Genomic DNA, 18,473 nt, shown 5'->3' with positions numbered 1-18,473 from the left:
GGCGAAATCCGCCGAGCCGCAACCCACCGGTCCGGGTTGACTTGAAAAAGGGCGACGACACATGAAAAACCAGCGCCGCCCCTGGGAGGTGGGCGTCATCCACGGCCGCTTCCAGGTGCTTCACAACGATCATCTGAGATATCTTCTGGCCGGTAAAGCCCTCTGCCGCCACCTGGTGGTGGGCATCACCAACCCCGACCCCTGGGCGACCCGCCCGGAGTCGGCGGACCCGGCGCGCAGCGACCCGCTGGCCAACCCCCTGACCTACTACGAGCGCTACCGCATGCTGCAGGCGGTCCTGCAGGCCCGCGGGATCCCGGCCGAATCGCTTTCGGTGGTCCCCCTGCCCATCAATCTGCCCGAGCGCTACCTTTTCTACGTTCCCCTGAACGCCGTCTTTTTCCTCAGCATCTATGACGATTGGGGGCGGCGCAAACGGGATTACTTCCAGTCGCTGGGCTTGAAGATCCATGTGCTGCGGGAGGTCTCACCCGAAGAAAAAGGCATCAGCGCCAAGACCATCCGCAAGGCGATGGTCCAGGGCCGCCCCTGGACCCACCTGGTGCCGCCGGAAACCGCGGCCCTGATGAAAAAGTGGCGGATTGCCGCCCGGCTCAAAAAATGCCGTGAGGAGGGGTGAGCCCGCAGGCGCCGCGGCCAACCACCTGACGAAGAGCGCCCTGGAGCCCGAGTGCCACATTCCGGAGCGGATATGGCCTTTGCCTAAGGGTGTGTGGCGTACATCAGGGAAGCCGGTCTTGTGGCCCAACCTCCCCCGGTGAAAGTTGATCTTACCGACAGGGGCTTCGCCCTCGGCACGCGTTTTAAGCCCGGTTCCGGATGCACATCATGGGGCCCCTATGGATCCCGTTGCTCCTGATCCCGGAATTGGCAGGCATCGGCCCGGAAGGCGGTTTTTTTCAGGCTGGCCGCCTGTTCGCCGGTCCTTTCTCAAAGCTGCCCGCTTGAGGCCCTCTTTCCAGCGCTCAAAACAGCCTTATGTTGGTTCATGCCCGAAACCCCGGCCGCTGACGGCCTGGAATCGTGGCCTGGGAGGAGCCCGGCATGATCGGAGAACTCAAAAAACTGGGGCCCAATATCCTGGGCTTCCGCCTCGAGGGTGCGGTCAGCGACGTCGAAACAGAGCGCATCAGCACCGCCCTGCAAAAGCTCGCGGGCCGGACCGGCAGGGTTCGGCTGCTCTTGGTGGCACAGCACTACCCGTCCTTCAACAGCGCCGAAGACCTCTATTTCGACCTGCGCTTCGCCGTGCCCATGGCCGATCGCATCGAGCGCCTGGCGGTGGTCGGCGACCGGGTTTGGAAGGACACCTGGATCAGCCTCTTCGGCCTGTTCAGCGGCATCCAGACGGCCTATTTCGACCGCTCCGAAATGGACCAAGCCTGGCAGTGGCTGAGCGCCGCCTGAAAGATGCCCTGAGGGGCCACCGCCTGACCTGCCGCACCGAACCGACCCGCAGGCGCCCTAAACACCCGCTGAGCACTTGTCCCCAGCGATGTCCCCGGCGAAGACCTCCATCCCCTTTTTCATGGCGCAGAAATCCCCGCACATGGTGCAGGTCTTTTCCTCGGCCGGCTTTCGGCTCTCGCGCATCGCCCGGGCCACCTCGGGAAAGAGCAGGTAGTTTTCCAGGTCATCCCAGCGCATGTCGCGCCGGGCCAGGGCGGCCAGCCTGTCCATTTGGCGGCGTTCGGGGTATTTGGCCAGATCCCCCACCGCAACGGCCAGCCGGGTGACCCGCACGCCCTCGCGCACGTCGGCCTCGGTGGGCAGCGCCAGGTGCTCGGCCGGGGTGATGTAGCAGATCAGGTCGGCGCCGTAGCGCGCCGAGTTGGCCGCGCCGATGGCGGCCACGACGTGATCGTAGCCGGCCCCGCGGTCCATGGGGATCGGGCCCAGCACGTAGTAGGGGGCGTTGCCGCTCATGCGCTTTTCCAGCATGATGTTGCCCTCGATCTCATCCAGCGGGACGTGGCCCGGACCCTCCACCATCATCTGACAGCCCATCTCGCGCCCCAGCGCAGCCAGCTCGCAGTTGATGATCATCTCGGCCATCTGGGCCCGGTCGTGGCTGTCGTGGATCGCGCCGGCGCGGATGCCGTTGCCCAGGGAGAGAACGGCGTCGTACTTTTTCATCAGCCCGCAGACCCGGTCGAACTGCTCGTAGAGCGGGTTTTCGCGGCGGTTCTGGTCCATCCAGGCCACCATGAAGGTGCCGCCCTTGGACACCAGCCCGCCGTAGCGGTAGCCCTGTTTACGCAGGCGCTCGATGGTGTGGCGGTTGATGCCGCAGTGGATGGCCATGAAGCTCAGGCCGTCGGCCAGCTGCCGCTCGATCAGCTCGAAGAGGTATTCGGGGTCGAGCTTGCCGGGGTTGCGGTGCCGGCGGGCGGTCTCCTTGAAGGCCTGGTAGAGGGGCACGTTGCCCACCGGCCGGTGGGTGGCCGCCAGCACGGCCCGCCGGATCCTGTCGAGGTCGCCCCCGGCAGATAGCTCCATCAAAGTGTCGGCGCCTTCGGCTTCGGCCGCCCGGGCCTTGCGCACCTCGTCGTCCAGGTGGCAGATGTCCGAGGAGGTGCCGATGGAGGCGTTGACCTTGGTCCTCAGCCCGGAGCCGATGCCGACCACGGCCTGATGGGGGCGGAAGGGGTTGTTGGGGATGACGATCTCGCCGCGGGCGACCCGCTCGCGGATCACCTCGGGGGGGATCTTTTCGTCCCGGGCCACCCGCGCCATCTGGGGGGTGACCAGGCCTTCGCGGGCCAGTTCGATCTGGGTTTTCATGCGCGTCTCCTTCCGGGGTGGATAAATGGGGGAACATGCCGGCGGCGGTCCGCCCAACAAAAAAAGGGCCCTGTCAGGAGTGAAATCCCAACAGAACCCTTTGCCATCGTGTTCCATTTGCCCGGCGCGGTTCGTCTTCTGACTTTCGGATATCAGCGGGGTGTCGCACCTTCCCGGCCTCTATGAAAAAAGGCCAGTGGCGGCCGTCCCTTTGGGGGGCGGCGGCGACCGCATTTCCGATTACAGCGGCGGGTCCGTCACGGAGTTGCACCGTGTTCCGTTAACCGCGCGGCGCGTACGTTAAATTGTGCCGCTTTCCTACCAACCTGGCCGATTGCGGTCAAGGACTTTTTGCCGGAGGCTGGCGGTCAGCGCACACCCGGCCGCGAATCGCTTGACACCCTCTGCCGGGGTTCTCTATAACCCGTGGCAAACAGCCCCAACCTACAAAAACCCTTGCGGCTAACGGCCGCAACCCCGCATCGAAAGGGTGTCCCATGCCCGCAACCGCCCATCGCCTCGACCGCTTTACCGAATCGGTCATCCGCGAGATGACCCGCATCGCCGACGCGGCCCAGGCCATCAACCTCTCCCAGGGGTTTCCCGACTTCGACCCGCCGGCGGAGCTGCTGGCGGCGGCGCGGCGCGCCATCGACGAAAACTGCCACCAGTACGCCGTCACCTGGGGGGCGCCCGAGTTCCGCCGCGCCCTGGCGCGCAAGCAGAGCCACTGGATGGGGCTGGCGCTGGACCCCGAAACCCACCTGGTGGTCACCTGCGGCAGCACCGAGGCCATGATGGTGGCCATCATGACGGCCTGCAACCCGGGGGAAAAGGTGATCGTCTTCTCGCCCTTCTATGAAAACTACGGCGCCGACACAATCCTCTGCGGAGCCGAGCCGGTTTTCGTGCCGCTGCACCCACCGGACTTTCATTTTGACCCCGATGAACTGCGACGCGCCTTTGCCCGGGGCGTCAAGGCCCTGGTGCTGTGCAATCCCGCCAACCCCTCCGGCAAGGTCTTCAGCCGCGCGGAGCTGCAGACCATCGCCGATCTGGCTGCCGAGTTCGACGCCTTCGTGATCACCGACGAGGTCTACGAGCACATCGTCTATCCCCCCCACCGGCACACCTATTTCGCCAGCCTGCCGGGGATGTTCGCGCGCACAATCTCCTGCAGCTCGCTTTCCAAGACCTATTCCATCACCGGCTGGCGCCTGGGATACGTCATCGCCGCCCCGGAGGTCATCGCCGGGGCGCGCAAGGTCCACGACTTCCTGACAGTGGGCGCCGCCGCCCCGCTGCAGGCCGCGGCGGTCAAGGCCCTGGAGTTCCCGCCGACCTATTACGACGACCTTCTGGCGCGCTACAGCCGCAAGCGCGACCTCTTCCTGGGCTTCCTCGAGCGCGCCGGTCTGCGCTACACGACCCCTCAGGGGGCCTACTACGTGCTGGTGGACATCTCCGAATTCGGCTTCAAGGACGATACGGCCTTCTGCCGCTGGCTGGTCCGGGAAATCGGCGTCGCCGGCGTGCCGGGATCTAGTTTTTTCCACGAGCCGGTCCACAACCTGGTCCGGATGCACTTCGCCAAACGCGACGAGACCCTGGCGGCGGCCGGCGAGCGCCTGCTGAGGCTGCGACAAAAGGGCTGATCGGCCCGCCGCCCACACCGGCTGAAGCCCGCGGCCCCTAAAGTTTGCTCGGAAAGCGGTCGAACAAACGGTTTCACCAGTCCGTTTGGCACGACAGTATTCGGCCGGCGCCAGGTCGGCTGAGCGATGCGCATTATCCGAGGCATTGGCACCAGAGTGAGGCTACCGGTATGCAAGAGTTCAAACCCAGCGGGGACAAAGGCGGCAAATATCTGACGTTTCTACTCGGGGACGAGGAGTACGGGATCGCGATCTTGAAAATCAAGGAAATCATCGGCATGATGCCGATCACCTATGTCCCCCAGACCCCGGAATTCGTGAAAGGGGTGATCAACCTGCGGGGCAAGGTCATCCCGGTGATCGACCTGCGGCTGAAGTTCGGCCTGGAATCCGTCGAACACACCGACCGGACCTGCATCATCGTGGTGGAGATTCAGGGTCCGGTAGCCATGATCCAGATCGGCCTGGTGGTGGACACGGTTTCGGAGGTGCTCAATATCCGCGCCGAGGACATCGAGGACGCACCGACCTTCGGCGCCCGCCTCAAAACCGATTACATCCTCGGCATGGGCAAGGTTGAAAAGGGCGTCAAAATTTTGCTGGACATCGACAAGGTCCTGAACACGGACGAACTGAGCCTGCTGCAGGAAGCCGCCTGACCCACCCCGAGCGCCCGGCGCCGCCTGCCACCAGCGTCCCGCCCCGGCTGGGTATCAGCCGCCGCGGGATTTTTGTCTGGGCCTGGAGCTTGGGCATCTCCCCTAAATTCCCCCTTCGAAGACGCGCCCCGAAAAACCATTTTGCTTGCATTCAGGCGAATGCGGATTTAGGCTCACCCAAACTGATTCAAACCAAACGTCTGCCGACGACCGATTCACCGTTCTTTCGGAATTGCCCCCGGCCCCCGCGGAGAAAGAAGATGATAACCTACCCGATCCCCATGGTCCCCGGACCGGTGCGGGTGCCGCCCGCCGTCATGGCGGCCTACCGGATTGCCTACGGATCCGCCGATCTGGAAGAGGAGTTTTTCCGGCTTTACGCCGACACCGAGGCCCGTCTGCAAACCCTCCTGGGAACCGGCCACCCGGTGGTCCTGCAGACCGGGGAGGGTATGCTGGCCCTCTGGAGCGCCCTGAAAAGCTGCCTGGTTCCCGGCGACCGGGTGCTGGCCGTGGCCACCGGGGTCTTCGGCTACGGCATCGGCGAAATGGCCCGCGCCCTGGGCTGCGAGGTCCGCACGCTGGGGCTGCCCTACGATCAAACCCTCGACGATTTGACGGCCCTGGAAGAGGCCCTGAGAGCCTTTAAGCCCAAAATGATCACCGCGGTCCACTGCGAGACCCCGTCGGGGACCTTGAACCCTATCGCCGATTTGGGCCGCCTCAAAGAGCAGCTGCAAATCCCGCTGCTCTACGTGGACGCGGTGGCCAGTGCGGGCGGAACCCCGGTGGAAGCCGATGCCTGGGGGATCGATCTGTGCCTGTGCGCTTCGCAGAAATGCCTTTCAGCACCGGCCGACATGGCCTTTCTATCGGTCAGCCCACGGGCCTGGGATGTGATCGCGGCGGTCGACTACGCGGGCTACGATGCCCTCAAGCCCTTCCGCACGGCGCTCAAGGACCGCTACTTTCCTTACACCCCCAACTGGCAGGGGGTGGCGGCGCTGAACGCCGCCGCCGGTCTGTTGCTGGAGGAAGGGCTGGTGCGGAGCTTCGCGCGCCACGAGCGGGTGGCGGCATACTGCCGGCAGGAATTGGTGCGCCTGGGGCTGGAACTCTTTCCGGCGCCTTCGGCGGTCCCCTCGCCCACCGTGACCGCCGTCAAACTGCCGGCGGGCGAATCCTGGCCCGCCTTCGATGCGGCCCTGCGCCGCCATGGCCTGGTGGTGGCGGGCAGCTACGGGCCGCTGGCGGGAAAAGTCTTCCGGCTGGGCCACATGGGCAGCCAGGCCGACTTAACGCTGGTGAAAAAAGCGGTCGCGGTCATCGCCGCGGTGCTGTGAACCACCGGCCGCCGTATGCACCGGAGGTCGCGGGAGGTGGTCCAGGCAAATGAGCGGGGTCAGAACTTGCAGGCCTTGACCTCTTCGCAGATTTTGTGGAAGACATCGGTCATCCGGAAAATTCCCACGATTTTACCATTGCGGGTCACCAGCAAAGACTGGTGGCGGGCCATGATCAGCTGGTGGATGGCCTCGTTGAGGGTCGCCTCTTCGTCCACGGTTTCCCCCTCCACGGGGGTGTGCATGAGATCTCTGGCCTTGATTTCGGCGGCTTTTTTGCAAATTTCCGCCAGCGGCGCCTCCCAGAGGTGATACTTTTCAATCACCGACTTGAAGTAGGTGGGGCTGAACCCGCTGTATGATGGGGTTCTGAAATCTTCGATCCCCTTGTTGCCCGGCTCCAAGCCCCGGATCAGGTCATCCTGACCGATTTTGCCCACCGCGTGCCCCTCGTCGTCCAGAACCAGGATCGCCCGATGCCGGTAGAGGCCGTCGAACTTTTTCTGGGCCTCCTCCAGCGCCAGGACCGCTTCGTAAAAGGTCGCCTCCTGGTTGACGGTGGCATATTTGGCGAGCGGAATCATCATCTCTTTGACCTTGATGGTTTTCATGAAAAGCTCCTTTTCGTGCGTTCACTCTGTGTTTGAAGCGGGATTGCCGGGAACTATCCTGCCGGCCTGCCCCTCGCCCGGCAGGCGGCCGGCAGCCTGTTTGATGGGCCGCGATATTTTTGTTATGTTTAGAAATTCGCTGCAACTAAACCCCTGCAATCCCGCAGCCCAAGGAGGCCCCGATGCTGCCCTGGAAGACCATTCTGTGCCCGACGGATTTCAGCGCCCCAAGCCATGAGGCCATCCAGGCCGGCGTGGAACTGGCGACGCACTTCAACACCGGGCTGATCCTGCTCAACGTCATCACCCCGGTACCGGTGGTGGCCACCGCCTACGACCACCAGGTTTTCAACGTGCCCACCTACCAGCATGATCTGGAAACCCACGCCGAAGCGCAGCTGAAGAATATCGCCACCCGTCTGTTGGCCGAGGCGCCGGGCTTGACGGTCAGCACCCGGACCATCGTTTTCGAACCGGCCTACGGCATCGTCCAGGCCGCAGCGGAGGTCAAAGCCGACCTGATCGTCATCGCCACCCACGGCCAGTCCGGTTGGCGCCGATTTCTTTTCGGCTCGGTGACCGAAAAGGTCGTTAAGATGGCGGCCTGCCCGGTGCTGACCATCCGGGCCCCGGAGGGTGAAGACGAACCGGCGCAAGCCTCCCCCGACAACCAGGGTCCCTGAACACAAGGCCTTCAGCGGCGTTGAGAGCGGTCCGCGCGCAGCATCACCCGAGCGTCGCGAACGAGCTTGATGACCCCCAGGATGACGGTGAAAAACTCCAGACGCCCCAGCAGCATCCCCCCGATCTGGGTCCAGAGGACCGCCGGCGGGGTGCCGGCGGTGGTCACCCCCACCGACAGCCCAACCGTCCCCACGGCGCTGGCGAATTCAAACAGCCCATCCGCCACCGGATAGCCCCAGGAGCACACCACCAGACTGCCGGACGCCCAACAGCAGAGGTACAGGAAAAGAAAAAGACCGGAGTGGCGCAGTTCGTCATCGGTGATGAACCGGCGCTGGTTCCCCTGCCAGAGGTAGGGGGCGCTGACCGCCTTTTCCGGCAGGATCTGGCGTCGGAACTCCCAGACCAGCCCCCTAATCAGCAGGTAAACCCGGTGCAGCTTGATCCCGCCGGCGGTGGAGCCGGTCCCGCCGCCGACCACCATCAAAAACGTCAGCAGCAGCAGGCCGCCGGCATTCCAACCGCCGTAGCCGGTGGTTGAAAAACCGGTGGTGGAGAGCGCCGAAACCGTCTCGAACACGGCGCTGCGCAGGGCCGGGGGCCAGCTCGGGTAGAGGTGGCCGGCCCCGGTCAACAAAATCAGGGGCACCCCGACCACGACCAGGATCAGCAGAAGATGCAGCTCGCCGTTGCGCCGCACATAGGCGAAATGGCCTGTCAGCAGCATGTAGGCAGTCAGGAAGTTGGTACCCCCCAGGAGCATCAGCACGATGGTGACCGCCTCAACGGACGGACTGTTCCAGTAACCGATGGACTCCGGACGGGTCGAAAACCCCCCGGTAGACACCGCGGTCAGGGCGTGGTTGACGGCATCGAACCAGCCCATACCGGCGAGGTGCAGGGCCAGGATGCCGCAAAGGGCATAGCCGCTGTAGAGCTTGAGGACCAGCTCGGCCGAGCGCCGGACATTGGGCGCCAGCCCGGCAGGCCGCCCCTCGGCGGCCCCGATCCCGGTGCCGGCCGGACCGGCCAGGGCGCTCAGCATGATAACGGCGAAACCGGCCCCGCCGGTGTACTGCAGAATGCTGCGAAAGAGCAGAATCAGGCGCGGCGCGGCGGCCACATCCAGCACCGAGAGACCGGTGGTGGTCCAACCGCTGGTGGATTCAAAGAGGGCCTGGGTGAAGCTCAGCTCCAGCAGCATCCAGAACGGCACCGCCCCCGCCACGACGGCCGTCAACCAGGCCATCACGATGATCGTGGCGCCCTCGGCATAGGTCAGTTCCGCCACCACCCGGGAGCGCAGCCCGCCGACCAGCAGCCCCCCCACTGCCGTGACGATTACGCCCGGCAGGGCGAAGCCCCCGGCCAGCGCGGCTTCCTCAGGGAAAAAAAACAGGCCGGCCAGCGGCGAGAGCAGGACCAGTCCGATCAGTCCGGTGATCCCGCCGGTGAGCCGAATAATTCCGGCATAGCGCGCACGCAGAAAGGCCGGGTTGCGCATCCTCAGTCACCGACCAGGCGCGTGAGAATCGTCTTGAAATCCGCCTGCGCGCCCACCACGATCAACTTGTCACCGACCGCCAGACGGGTGGGCCCCCGGGGCACCAGCACGGTGTCCCCGCGAAGAACGGCGGCCACCAGGAAATTCTCGGGCAGATCCAGCTCGTGAAGGGTTTTTTCGGCTGCGGGGCTTTTGTCGGAGAGCAGCACCTCGGTGAGGCTGATCTGACCCTGCCCCAGGGTCATCAGATGGGTGATGGCGGCAAAGCGGGTCTGCTGGTTGAGGAGGCTAGCGATGATCCGGGTGGCCGAAAAGGCCACCGAAATCCCGAGGTCCTCGAAAACCGCCTCGTTTTGGGGGTCGTTCACCAGAGCGATGGTGCGCGGCATTTCGAACTGCAGCCGCGCCACCTGGCAGGCGATCAAGTTGTCGTGGTCATGGGAGGTCATGGCGATCAGAACGTCGGCGCTGCGGGCGCCGGCCTGCTCCAGGGTCTCGGGATCGCTGCCCTCCCCCAGCAGCACTGTCGCCTTGAGCTTCTGAGACATGATGCGGCTGTCTTCGGGGTCCCGGTTGATCAGGGTCACCCCGTGCTCCTGGGAGATGAACTCCCGCGCCAGAAAATAGGTGGTCTGGTCGCCGCCGATCAGGATGATGTTCATGACTGCCGGTTGGCCCCTTCGTCGAGGGTTGCGCAAAAGGCGTCAAAGGCCAGCTGGGTGGGGCTGATGATCTGGATCCCGGCGGTTTTGAAAATCGCACCGAAGGCCGGCTGGTGGACCCGCGCCAGCACGCAGGTGACGCCGAAGACGTGCCGCGCCACCTGGGCCACCATGAGGTTGAGGGTGTCCTCGCTGCAGGTGGCCATGAGACAGTCGGCCCGTCCGACCTCGGCGCTTTCCAGCAGGGCATACTCGGTGGCGTCCCCTGTGAGCCGGAAACCGCTGAATTCGGGCGAAAGGGCGCGAAAGGATGCCTCATGGCGGTCGATGACGACCACCTCGTGCCCGGCGACGCTCAACCCAACGGCCAGCAGGGCCCCGAGACGGCCGCAGCCCACGATCACGACATACATGGCGGCCTGCCTTTCCACCACGCCGCAGGGGCGCTGCGGCGTCTGTTAGCATACACCCAACGGCATTCGGGTGGAATACCGAACCCACAGTCGTTCTCTTACCAGCAAAACCCGATGGTTTCAAACAGGAACGCGTCCGGAGAAGGGAAGCGAGCCTGATCGGCCAGCGCGGCTGCCGGCCGCCGCCCCAGGGCGACCCAGCAGGGACAGTGGCCGACGCGGCCCACGGCCTCCTTTGAGCGCAATTTTCGGCCATCAATGTTCTTGCAACCGCGATTTTAGCAAAATTCCCATGGCGCCGTGGCGAATGTTCGAAGGCACGCCGAAGGTTTTGTTTTTAATATTGTTTCCAGCCGCTTAAATAGACCAATGGCCTCTTCCCGGGTAGAGGAATTGCGAAACCCGGCGACCGCGGCCTCTCGCCCGGCGGCCCCGGCCGCCATCACGGCCGAAGGCGGCTGCGACCCCAGCCTCTCGAGTTAGTGCTTTGAAATCTGACACTTGCAAGAGAACAGGGTCCTTGCAGGCCATCCCGTAGCCGGCGCGACTGGTGACCGAATGCCGCTTTGCGCTGGTATGCATCTTGCGTTTTTGGTGGCGGACTGCCTCGCGCTGGACGACAGTCGTGGACCCTGAGAGGAGGTTGGCGATGGCAAAACAAGTTTCCTTCACCCAGTTTGAAAATGAAATCCTGCCGGACTTCCGTCTGAAACTCAGCGCGGCTGAAACTGGTGAAGAGGTCAAAAACCACTTTACCCAGACCGCAAGCGGGCTGCTCGCCGAGATTTTCCCCGAAAAGACCGAGCAGCTGGACGCGCCCGTAGCCCTCGTGCCGACCGAGGAGCCCTTCTATGTCTTGAGCCGCGACTTGGGCAGCGACCCGGACTTCTCGGCCGTCTGGAACGCCTCGGATCTGCCCCGGGTCATCGCCCGGCTGGCCAAGTCGGCGGCCAACCGCTGCCGACACCTGGAAAAGCACCCCGAAAAAACCGAGGCCAAAATTCGCATGTAACCTCGGCGGCAGGGTGGCCGATTGTTTCTGAAAGGCATCCCAAGCATGCCGACCCACAGGGGAGCCGACATCATGCCAGCCGATCACCCCCCCGGCAAATTTCCGGAGCTCGCCCCAGAAGCGTTGCGGGCGCGTGTCGACCCGGCCGAGCTGGCCTTCGAAAGCACCGCCGCGCTGACCCCGCTGGAAAGCGGCGTGGTGGGGCAGGCCCGCGGCATCGGCGCCATTCGTTTCGGGGTCGGTCTCAAGAACGACGGCTACCACATCTTCGTCGCCGGCCCCCCCAAGGCCGGCCTGACTTACATCGCCAAAACCCTGCTGGAAGACCAGGCCCGCCGCGAGCCGGACCCGCCGGACTGGTGCTACGTCCACAACTTCGAGGCCGCCGACAAACCCCGCAGCCTCAAGCTCCGGGCCGGCCGCGGCAAGGACCTCAAGCGCGACATGGAGGAGTTGATCGAAACCCTGCACACCCGCATTCCCGAGGTTTTCGACAGCGATGACTACCGCGCGCGGGAGAACGAGGTGTCCAAGGGCTTCGACCGCCAGCGCCGCAAATTGGAGGAGGAACTCAGCCGCACGGCCCGCGCCGAGGGATTTCTGCTGCAGGTGTCCCAGGTGGGGATGGTGATCATCCCGGTCGACCAAGACGGCAAGCCGCTGGACCAGAAGGCCGTCAACCAGCTCGGCGACGAGGAAAAACAGCGGCTGCAGGAGAAAAGCGAGGCCCTTCAGGCCAAAATGAAAACCGCTTTTAAACGCATGCGCGCCCTGGAGGGGGAGTATAAGAAGGAGCATGCGCGCCTGGACAACGAAATCGCGCTCTTCTGCGTCGAGCACATCATGGAAAGCCTGCTGGAGAAATACCGCGACGAGCCGGACGTGATCGCCTATCTCAAGGCCGCGCAAAAGGACATCCTCGACAACATCGACGACTTCAAGAAAAAGCCGGATGAAAAAAGCCAGCCGAGCCCCTTTCGGCTCCCAACCCGCGAAAGCGCCTTCCGCAAATACGAAATCAACGTGCTGCTGGACAACTCCGAGACCCAGGGGGCGCCGGTGGTGATCGAAAGCAACCCCACCTATCCCAACCTCTTCGGCACCATCGACAAGCAGGCCGTGCTGGGGGCTTTCTACACCGATTTCAGCATGATCAAACCGGGGGCTTTACACCGCGCCAACGGCGGGTACCTGATCATGAAGGCCCGCGATCTGCTCAAGTGGTTTCTCTCCTACGAAGCCCTCAAGCGGGCCCTGAACAACCATGAGATCAAAATCGAGGACCCCAGCGAACTCTACGGGCTTTTCGGCACCCGCAGCCTGCGGCCCGAACCCATCCCCTTGAAGGTCAAAATCATCCTCACCGGCGATCCCTTCATCTACGAGCTGCTCTACACCCTCGACGAGCGCTTTCAGAAATTCTTCAAGGTCAAGGCCCACCTGGACGACCGCATCGACCGCGCCGCCGACCATGTGCGGCAGTTTGCCCAGATGATCGCCCGCTTCTGCCGCGAGGAGGGCTTCCGCCACGTGGCCCGCGGCGGGGCGGCGCGCCTTCTGGAGTACAGCATGGAGTTGACCCAGGATCAGGACAAGCTGAGCCTGGAATTGGGCGACATCCGCGACCTGATCCGCGAGGCCGACTACTACGCCGGGGAAAGCGAGGCCGAACTGATCGACCGGCAGCACGTCGAGACCGCCATCCGCAGCCGGATCCAGCGCGCCAACCTGGTGGAGGACCGGGTCATGGAGCTGGTCAAAAAGGACATCTGCTGGGTGGAAACCGAGGGCAGCAAGGTCGGGCAGATCAACGGCCTCTCGATCCTGATGACCGGCGACCATCTGTTCGGCAAACCCAACCGCATCACGGCCACGGTCTCGGTGGGGCGCGAGGGGGTGGTCGCCATCGAACGCGAATCCAAGCTAAGCGGCAAGCTCCACACCAAGGGAGTCATGATCCTGAGCAATTTTCTCAAGGAGCACTTCGGCCGCGACAAGCCCATTTCGCTTACGGCCTCGCTGTGCTTCGAGCAGAGCTACGGTCCGGTGGAGGGCGACAGCGCATCGAGCACCGAGCTTTACGCGATTCTCAGCGCCCTGGCCGAGGTCCCCATCCGCCAAGGCATCGCCGTCACCGGCTCAGTCAGCCAGAAGGGCGAAATCCAGCCGGTGGGGGGGGTGACGCGCAAAATCGAGGCTTTTTTCGAGATCTGCCGCCACAAGGGCCTGACCGGAGGCCAGGGGGTCATCATCCCCCAAAAAAATGTCCGCCACCTCATGCTGCGCCAGGATGTGGTGGACGCCGTGCGGGACGGTCAATTTCATGTCTGGCCGGTCTCGCGGGTCGAGGAGGGCATCGAGATCCTGACCGGTCTGCCCGCCGGCCGCCCCGGCACCGACGACACCTATTCCAAAGGGACCGTGTTCTTCAAAGTGGACCAACGGCTGCGCCGCATCGCCCAGATCGTCAAGGATTTCGGCGGGGGCCCGGGAGAAAAAAATGACGCGAGCAGAACTTGAAACGCTGACCCGTCGGCTGCTGGCAGAGATTGCGCCGGAAGCCGAGCTGGAAAAACTCGACCCGGACAAGGCCTTCCGCGACCAGTTCACCTTTGACTCGGTGGACTGCCTGCGGTTTGCGCTGGCGCTGGGAAAGGCGCTCGCAATCCAGATTCCTGAAGCCTCTTATCCCCGTTTGAGCACCCTCAACGGCTGCCTCGGCTACCTGCAAGAGCGCCTCGCGGCGGCCTGACTCGCCTTGGCGCCGCTCTGGCAAGCCCTTTCCCAGGAAAGATGTAAAGTAATTCCGGCTGGTTTCCGATCCTATTTTTGACGGCGACGATTGCAGGGCTTCCCCAGAAACCGGCAGCCCTCCGGGGCAACGTCCGCCACGCCGAGGAAACGAGCCGCCATGAGAGTAGAATGTCCCACCTGCCGACGGGCCTACCGCTTGCCGCAAGAGCGCCTGCCCGCCCAAACGCCCTGTTCGCTGAAATGCCCGGCCTGCCGGACGGTCTTCACGTTCGACCACCGCCCCACCACCCCCGAGCCGGTGCCCCTGGCGCAGATCTTCACCCCCTACGGCGAGGACCTCAAACGCGAGGTGGTCGAAAACCTCAAAAAGCTCTACCCCATGCCCCATATCATGCTCAAGGCGCGGGCGCTGGCGGCCAACCCCGAGGCCGACCTGCGGCAGATCAGCGACATCCTGCGCACCGACCCGGCTCTCGCCAGCCGGGTCCTGAAAGTCGCCAATTCCGCCTATTACGGCCGCTCCGGCAAAGTGGCCTCGCTGCTGGATGCCGCCGTTTTGCTGGGCGTCCGGATGCTGGTGCAGATCATCACCCTGGTGAGCACCTCCAAGATGCTGGGCAGCGAACTGCAGGGGTTTGAGCTGGACTCCGGCTGCCTCTGGCGCCACTCCCTGACCGTGGCGGTGACCTCGGCGACGATCGCCAGTCGGACCGGCCTGCCGGTACGCGACGAGGCCTTCATGGCCGGTCTGCTGCACGATGCCGGCAAAATCATCCTCGACCCGTATGTCATGGAGCGCAAATCGGCCTACGATGCCCTGCGCAAATACCACCCCAACACCCCGCTTCTGGCCGAACAGGCGGTTTTGGGATTCGACCACGCGGAAACCGGCTTCGCCCTCTGCCAGAAATGGAATATACCCGCCCCCCAGGCCGTCGCCATCCGCTTTCACCACCAGCCGTCGCGCTCGGGCGGAAGCCCGCTGGCCTACATTCTGCACGTAGCCGACGCCCTGGCGGCCTTCGACCCCGCGGCCACCACCGGCAGCCCGGCGGCACCCGTTGAGCCCGGCGCGCTGGCACATCTGAAACTCGGCCGCGGCGACCTGGCGGGCATCATCACCGAAGCCGCGGACACCATCGAAACCCTGGAAGACGACACTTACTGAATCGCCCGCTCAACCGGCCGAACGCGGGTTGCCGCCCCGGTCGCGGCTGCTGTCGGAGGGCTGCACCCCGCCGTCAGAGTTGCAAACTGGCGTGCATGACACCGGGGTCGTCCGCAATCGCCTTGAAGCTGAACCCAAAGGCCTCGCACAGCCGCCGCATGGTGCGGTTCTCGGCCATCACCTCCCCGTAGATCTCACCGATTCCCCGGCTGCGGGCATAGTCGATGATCCTGCGCATCAGCATCGGCCCAAGCCCCTTGCCGGTCATGTCGCTTCTCAGCAGGATGGCGAATTCCGCGGCCATGTTATCGGGATCGGCGGCAATCCGCACCCCCCCGTAAAGCGCGGGGTGTCCCGGCCCGTCCCGCTCGGTCAGCACCAGCGCCATCTGCCGGTCGTAATCGATCTGGGTGAGACGCGCGGCTTGATCGTGGGACAGGTACTTCATGGTGTGCAGGAAACGGAAGCGGATTTCCTCCGGCGACAGCCGCTGGAAGAGATCGTGAACCGCCGGTTCGTCTTCCGGCCGGATGGGTCGCAGCAGCAGCCGCTGACCGTCGGGCAGGGTCACCGTCTCCTCCAACTCCTTGGGATAGGGCCGAATGGCCAGCCGCTCCGCGGCCGGCCGGGCGGAGGGCCACACCCGAACGCGGGCGTCCAGGGCCATGACGCCGCGGGCTCCGGCCAGCAGCGGATTGATATCCAGTTCCAGCACCTCGGCCAGATCGCAGGCCAGTTGGGAGACCTTGACCAGGGTCAAGGCGATGGCCTCCAGGTCGGCCGGCGGCATCCCGCGGTAGCCTTCCAGCAAACGGATAACCCGGGTGCGGCCCATCATCTCGCGCGCCAGGTGCATGTTGAGCGGGGCCAGCGCCAGAGCCTTGTCGGCGATCACCTCCACGGCCGTCCCGCCGTGCCCGAAGAGCACCACAGGCCCGAACTGGGGGTCCTCGACCATGCCGACGATCAGTTCATGGGCACGCTGACGCGCAATCATGGGCTGGACCGTAAAGCCCTGGATGCGGGCCTCCGGCCGGGCGGTATGCACCAGCTGCAGCATGGCGGCGGCGGCCGCGCGGACCGCTGCGGGGGTTTCCAGATCCAGGGCCACACCGCCCACATCGGTCTTGTGGCTGATGTCCGGTGAAAGGATCTTCAGCGCCGCGGGGCCGCCCAAACCGGCGGCCAGTTTCGCCGCCTCCTCGGGTGTCGCCGCCACCCGGGTGGTCACCACCGGGATCCGGTAGGCGGCCAGCAGCGCCTTGGCCTCGGCCTCGGTCAGCCACTCCCGCCCCTCCGCCAAGGCGGCCTTGAGAAGGGCGCCGGCTGCCGGCGTGTCCGGTTGGAAATCCTCGGGCACGTTGGGCGGGGTTTCCATCAGCATTTCCTGGCCGCGGCGGTAGCGCACCATCTGCATGAAGGCCCGCACGGCTTCCTCGGGGGTCCTGTAGGTGGGAATCCGGTTTTCGCCGAAGGCCTGCCGCGCCCCCTCGGCGGCCGCCTCACCCAGCCAGCTGGTCAACAACCCGCGGCTGGCGGTCTTCAACTCGTTTTGCTTGACGGTTGCGATCACCCCCTGGGCCGCCTCGATGCCGGAAGCCACGGCGGTCGGGCAGTTGAGCACCAGGATGGCGTCCGCCCCCGGATCGTCCAAAAGCACCGTGAGGGCATCGGCATAGCGGCTGCCGGGGGCATCCCCGATGATGTCCACCGGGTTGCCGTGGGACCAGGTGGGGGGCAAGACGCTGTCCAGGCGCGCCAGGGTTTCCCCGCAGAGGTCCGCCAGCCGCCCGCCGCGCTCGATCAGAGCGTCGGTGGCCAGCACACCGACCCCGCCGCCGTTGGTCAAAATCGCCAGCCGGTCGCCTTTGAAGGGTCGGGTCATGGCCAGGGTGCCGACCACGTCAAAGAGCGCCTGCATGTCTTTAACCCGCAGCATCCCCGCCCGGCGGAAGGCCGCATCGTAGACCGCGTCGGACCCCGCCAGGGCGCCGGTGTGGGAGGCGGCCGCACGCGCCCCTTCCAGGAAGCGGCCGGCCTTGACCACCACCACCGGCTTGACGCGCGCGGCCGCCCGGGCGGCGGACATGAACTTGCGGGCCTGGTGGATGGCCTCCACGTAAAGCAGAATGGCGCGGGTGCGGGCATCGTTGGCGAGATAATCCAGCATGTCTCCGAAATCGACGTCGGCCATGTCGCCCAGTGAGACAAAATGGGAAAACCCGATCCGGCGGGCCGTGGCCCAGTCCAGCACCGAAGTCAGTACCGCCCCGGACTGGGCCACGAATGCCAGCCGCCCCGGCAGGGGCGCCACATGCCCGAAGCTGGCGTTGAGGCCGATGCCGGGCACCATGATCCCGAGACAGTTGGGTCCGATGATCCGCAGCAGGTGGGGCCGGGCGGCCTCCAGCAGGGCCGCCTGCAGGGCCTGGCCGCGGCGGTTTTGACCCTCCGCAAAACCGGCGGTGATCACCACGGCGGCGCGGGCCCCTTTTTCGCCCAGTTGGCCGATGATCTGCGGGACCGTCTCCGGCGGGGTGGCCACCACCGCCAGGTCCGGCGGGTGGGGCAAGGAGGCGATGTCCGGGAAGGTGCGCACCCCCTGGATGGCGTCGTATTTGGGGTTCACCGGGAAGATGTTCCCCTCGAAGCCCCCGCTGAAAAGGTTGCGCGAGAGCACCGCACCGACCGAGGCCGGTTTCTGGCTGGCGCCGATCAGGGCGACAGCGGTGGGCTTGAAGAGAAATTGGAGATTGCGGGTGGTCATGGCGCTTTCCTCATTGGTGTCACGGGCCGGAAGTTCAAGGGCGGGCGGCCTGGTGGTCTGGCGGTGAAGCGGGGTGGTTGGCGACGAATTTTTTGATGGGCGGTCCCAGTATCGGCGCCCGCCTCTGGCAGGGGCGCCCGCAAACCGACAACCGGCCTTTGCCGAAGCAGAAGCCGTGCCAGCCGCGATCGACGTCTTGGTCAGCTATGGGTCCAGCTTTTCAAACGCATTTCGTGGGACCGCCGGGTGACGCGGCGGGACCTCTTGATAAAATTGCGAAGATCCCCTCGCATTTTTTCGAAAAAAGAGGTGTTCCGGATGAAAGTCCACGGCCGGTGATTTGGGGGTTTCACCTATGGACAGGGGCAGTCCCTGGGGGGTATAAAATAATTGAAAAGGGCCAAGTCGAGGCCTATTTTAATGATGTACCTGCCGG

At 64.7% G+C, this 18,473-nt stretch carries 16 protein-coding genes and 1 riboswitch; of the genes, 10 read left to right on the top strand and 6 right to left on the bottom strand.

All coding sequences use genetic code 11. The features are described 5' to 3' along the window. Nucleotides 1–61: 61 nt before the first annotated feature. Nucleotides 62–640: a nicotinate-nucleotide adenylyltransferase gene (locus LJE63_13960; protein MCG6907710.1), complete on the top strand. Its 579-nt coding sequence runs from the start codon at nt 62–64 to the stop codon at nt 638–640. A 425-nt stretch (nt 641–1,065) separates the two neighbouring features. Continuing rightward, nucleotides 1,066–1,428 (top strand): STAS/SEC14 domain-containing protein, encoded by a 363-nt coding sequence (locus tag LJE63_13955; GenBank protein ID MCG6907709.1) that lies wholly within the window; start codon nt 1,066–1,068, stop codon nt 1,426–1,428. Nucleotides 1,429–1,485: 57 nt separating this feature from the next. Here LJE63_13955 and thiC read toward each other — a convergent pair whose 3' ends face one another. Continuing rightward, nucleotides 1,486–2,805, bottom strand: coding sequence for a phosphomethylpyrimidine synthase ThiC (thiC, locus tag LJE63_13950; protein MCG6907708.1), 1,320 nt, complete (start codon nt 2,803–2,805; stop codon nt 1,486–1,488). A 110-nt stretch (nt 2,806–2,915) separates the two neighbouring features. Beyond that, nucleotides 2,916–3,116: riboswitch (cobalamin riboswitch) on the bottom strand. Between the two features lie 186 nt (nt 3,117–3,302). On the opposite strand from thiC, the gene LJE63_13945 reads away from it, so the two are divergent. From LJE63_13945 to LJE63_13935, 3 genes are all read left to right on the top strand, one after another. Beyond that, on the top strand, nt 3,303–4,460 hold the full coding sequence (locus LJE63_13945; protein ID MCG6907707.1) for an aminotransferase class I/II-fold pyridoxal phosphate-dependent enzyme: 1,158 nt from the start codon (nt 3,303–3,305) through the stop codon (nt 4,458–4,460). 170 nt (nt 4,461–4,630) lie between these two features. Continuing rightward, entirely contained in the window at nt 4,631–5,119 is a 489-nt protein-coding gene (locus tag LJE63_13940) for a chemotaxis protein CheW (GenBank protein MCG6907706.1), read from the top strand. Nucleotides 5,120–5,379: 260 nt separating this feature from the next. Beyond that, complete coding sequence (locus LJE63_13935) at nt 5,380–6,462, top strand: aminotransferase class V-fold PLP-dependent enzyme (protein ID MCG6907705.1); 1,083 nt, start codon at nt 5,380–5,382, stop codon at nt 6,460–6,462. Between the two features lie 59 nt (nt 6,463–6,521). On the opposite strand, the gene LJE63_13930 is transcribed toward LJE63_13935, so the two are convergent. Continuing rightward, nucleotides 6,522–7,073, bottom strand: coding sequence for a CBS domain-containing protein (locus tag LJE63_13930; GenBank protein ID MCG6907704.1), 552 nt, complete (start codon nt 7,071–7,073; stop codon nt 6,522–6,524). Nucleotides 7,074–7,255: 182 nt separating this feature from the next. On the opposite strand from LJE63_13930, the gene LJE63_13925 reads away from it, so the two are divergent. Continuing rightward, nucleotides 7,256–7,756 carry a universal stress protein gene (locus tag LJE63_13925; GenBank protein ID MCG6907703.1) on the top strand — a complete coding sequence of 167 codons (501 nt, stop codon included), beginning with the start codon at nt 7,256–7,258 and terminating at the stop codon, nt 7,754–7,756. Nucleotides 7,757–7,767: 11 nt separating this feature from the next. On the opposite strand, the gene LJE63_13920 is transcribed toward LJE63_13925, so the two are convergent. The 3 genes from LJE63_13920 to LJE63_13910 are packed head-to-tail and all read right to left on the bottom strand — an operon-like array spanning nt 7,768 to nt 10,336. Further along, complete coding sequence (locus LJE63_13920; protein MCG6907702.1) at nt 7,768–9,261, bottom strand: TrkH family potassium uptake protein; 1,494 nt, start codon at nt 9,259–9,261, stop codon at nt 7,768–7,770. A gap of 2 nt (nt 9,262–9,263) precedes the next feature. Then, a complete protein-coding gene (locus LJE63_13915; protein MCG6907701.1) occupies nt 9,264–9,923 on the bottom strand; it encodes a TrkA family potassium uptake protein in 660 nt (219 codons plus the stop codon). After that, nucleotides 9,920–10,336 (bottom strand): TrkA family potassium uptake protein, encoded by a 417-nt coding sequence (locus LJE63_13910; GenBank protein MCG6907700.1) that lies wholly within the window; start codon nt 10,334–10,336, stop codon nt 9,920–9,922. The genes LJE63_13915 and LJE63_13910 overlap by 4 nt, the downstream gene beginning before the upstream one ends. A 649-nt stretch (nt 10,337–10,985) precedes the next feature. On the opposite strand from LJE63_13910, the gene LJE63_13905 reads away from it, so the two are divergent. From LJE63_13905 to LJE63_13890, 4 genes are all read left to right on the top strand, one after another. Continuing rightward, on the top strand, nt 10,986–11,348 hold the full coding sequence (locus LJE63_13905; GenBank protein ID MCG6907699.1) for a hypothetical protein: 363 nt from the start codon (nt 10,986–10,988) through the stop codon (nt 11,346–11,348). A gap of 72 nt (nt 11,349–11,420) precedes the next feature. Continuing rightward, nucleotides 11,421–13,868, top strand: coding sequence for an AAA family ATPase (locus LJE63_13900; protein ID MCG6907698.1), 2,448 nt, complete (start codon nt 11,421–11,423; stop codon nt 13,866–13,868). Beyond that, on the top strand, nt 13,849–14,100 hold the full coding sequence (locus tag LJE63_13895) for a phosphopantetheine-binding protein (GenBank protein ID MCG6907697.1): 252 nt from the start codon (nt 13,849–13,851) through the stop codon (nt 14,098–14,100). Before LJE63_13900 ends, LJE63_13895 begins: the two co-directional genes overlap by 20 nt. 159 nt (nt 14,101–14,259) lie before the next feature. After that, complete coding sequence (locus tag LJE63_13890; GenBank protein MCG6907696.1) at nt 14,260–15,270, top strand: zinc-ribbon domain-containing protein; 1,011 nt, start codon at nt 14,260–14,262, stop codon at nt 15,268–15,270. A gap of 73 nt (nt 15,271–15,343) precedes the next feature. Here LJE63_13890 and LJE63_13885 read toward each other — a convergent pair whose 3' ends face one another. Beyond that, nucleotides 15,344–18,037, bottom strand: coding sequence for a bifunctional acetate--CoA ligase family protein/GNAT family N-acetyltransferase (locus LJE63_13885; protein ID MCG6907695.1), 2,694 nt, complete (start codon nt 18,035–18,037; stop codon nt 15,344–15,346). Between the last annotated feature and the right edge of the window lie 436 nt (nt 18,038–18,473).

The organism is Desulfobacteraceae bacterium, assembly GCA_022340425.1.
Lineage (GTDB): Bacteria > Desulfobacterota > Desulfobacteria > Desulfobacterales > JAABRJ01 > JAABRJ01.
This window is presented reverse-complemented; position numbering and strand designations above follow the sequence as displayed.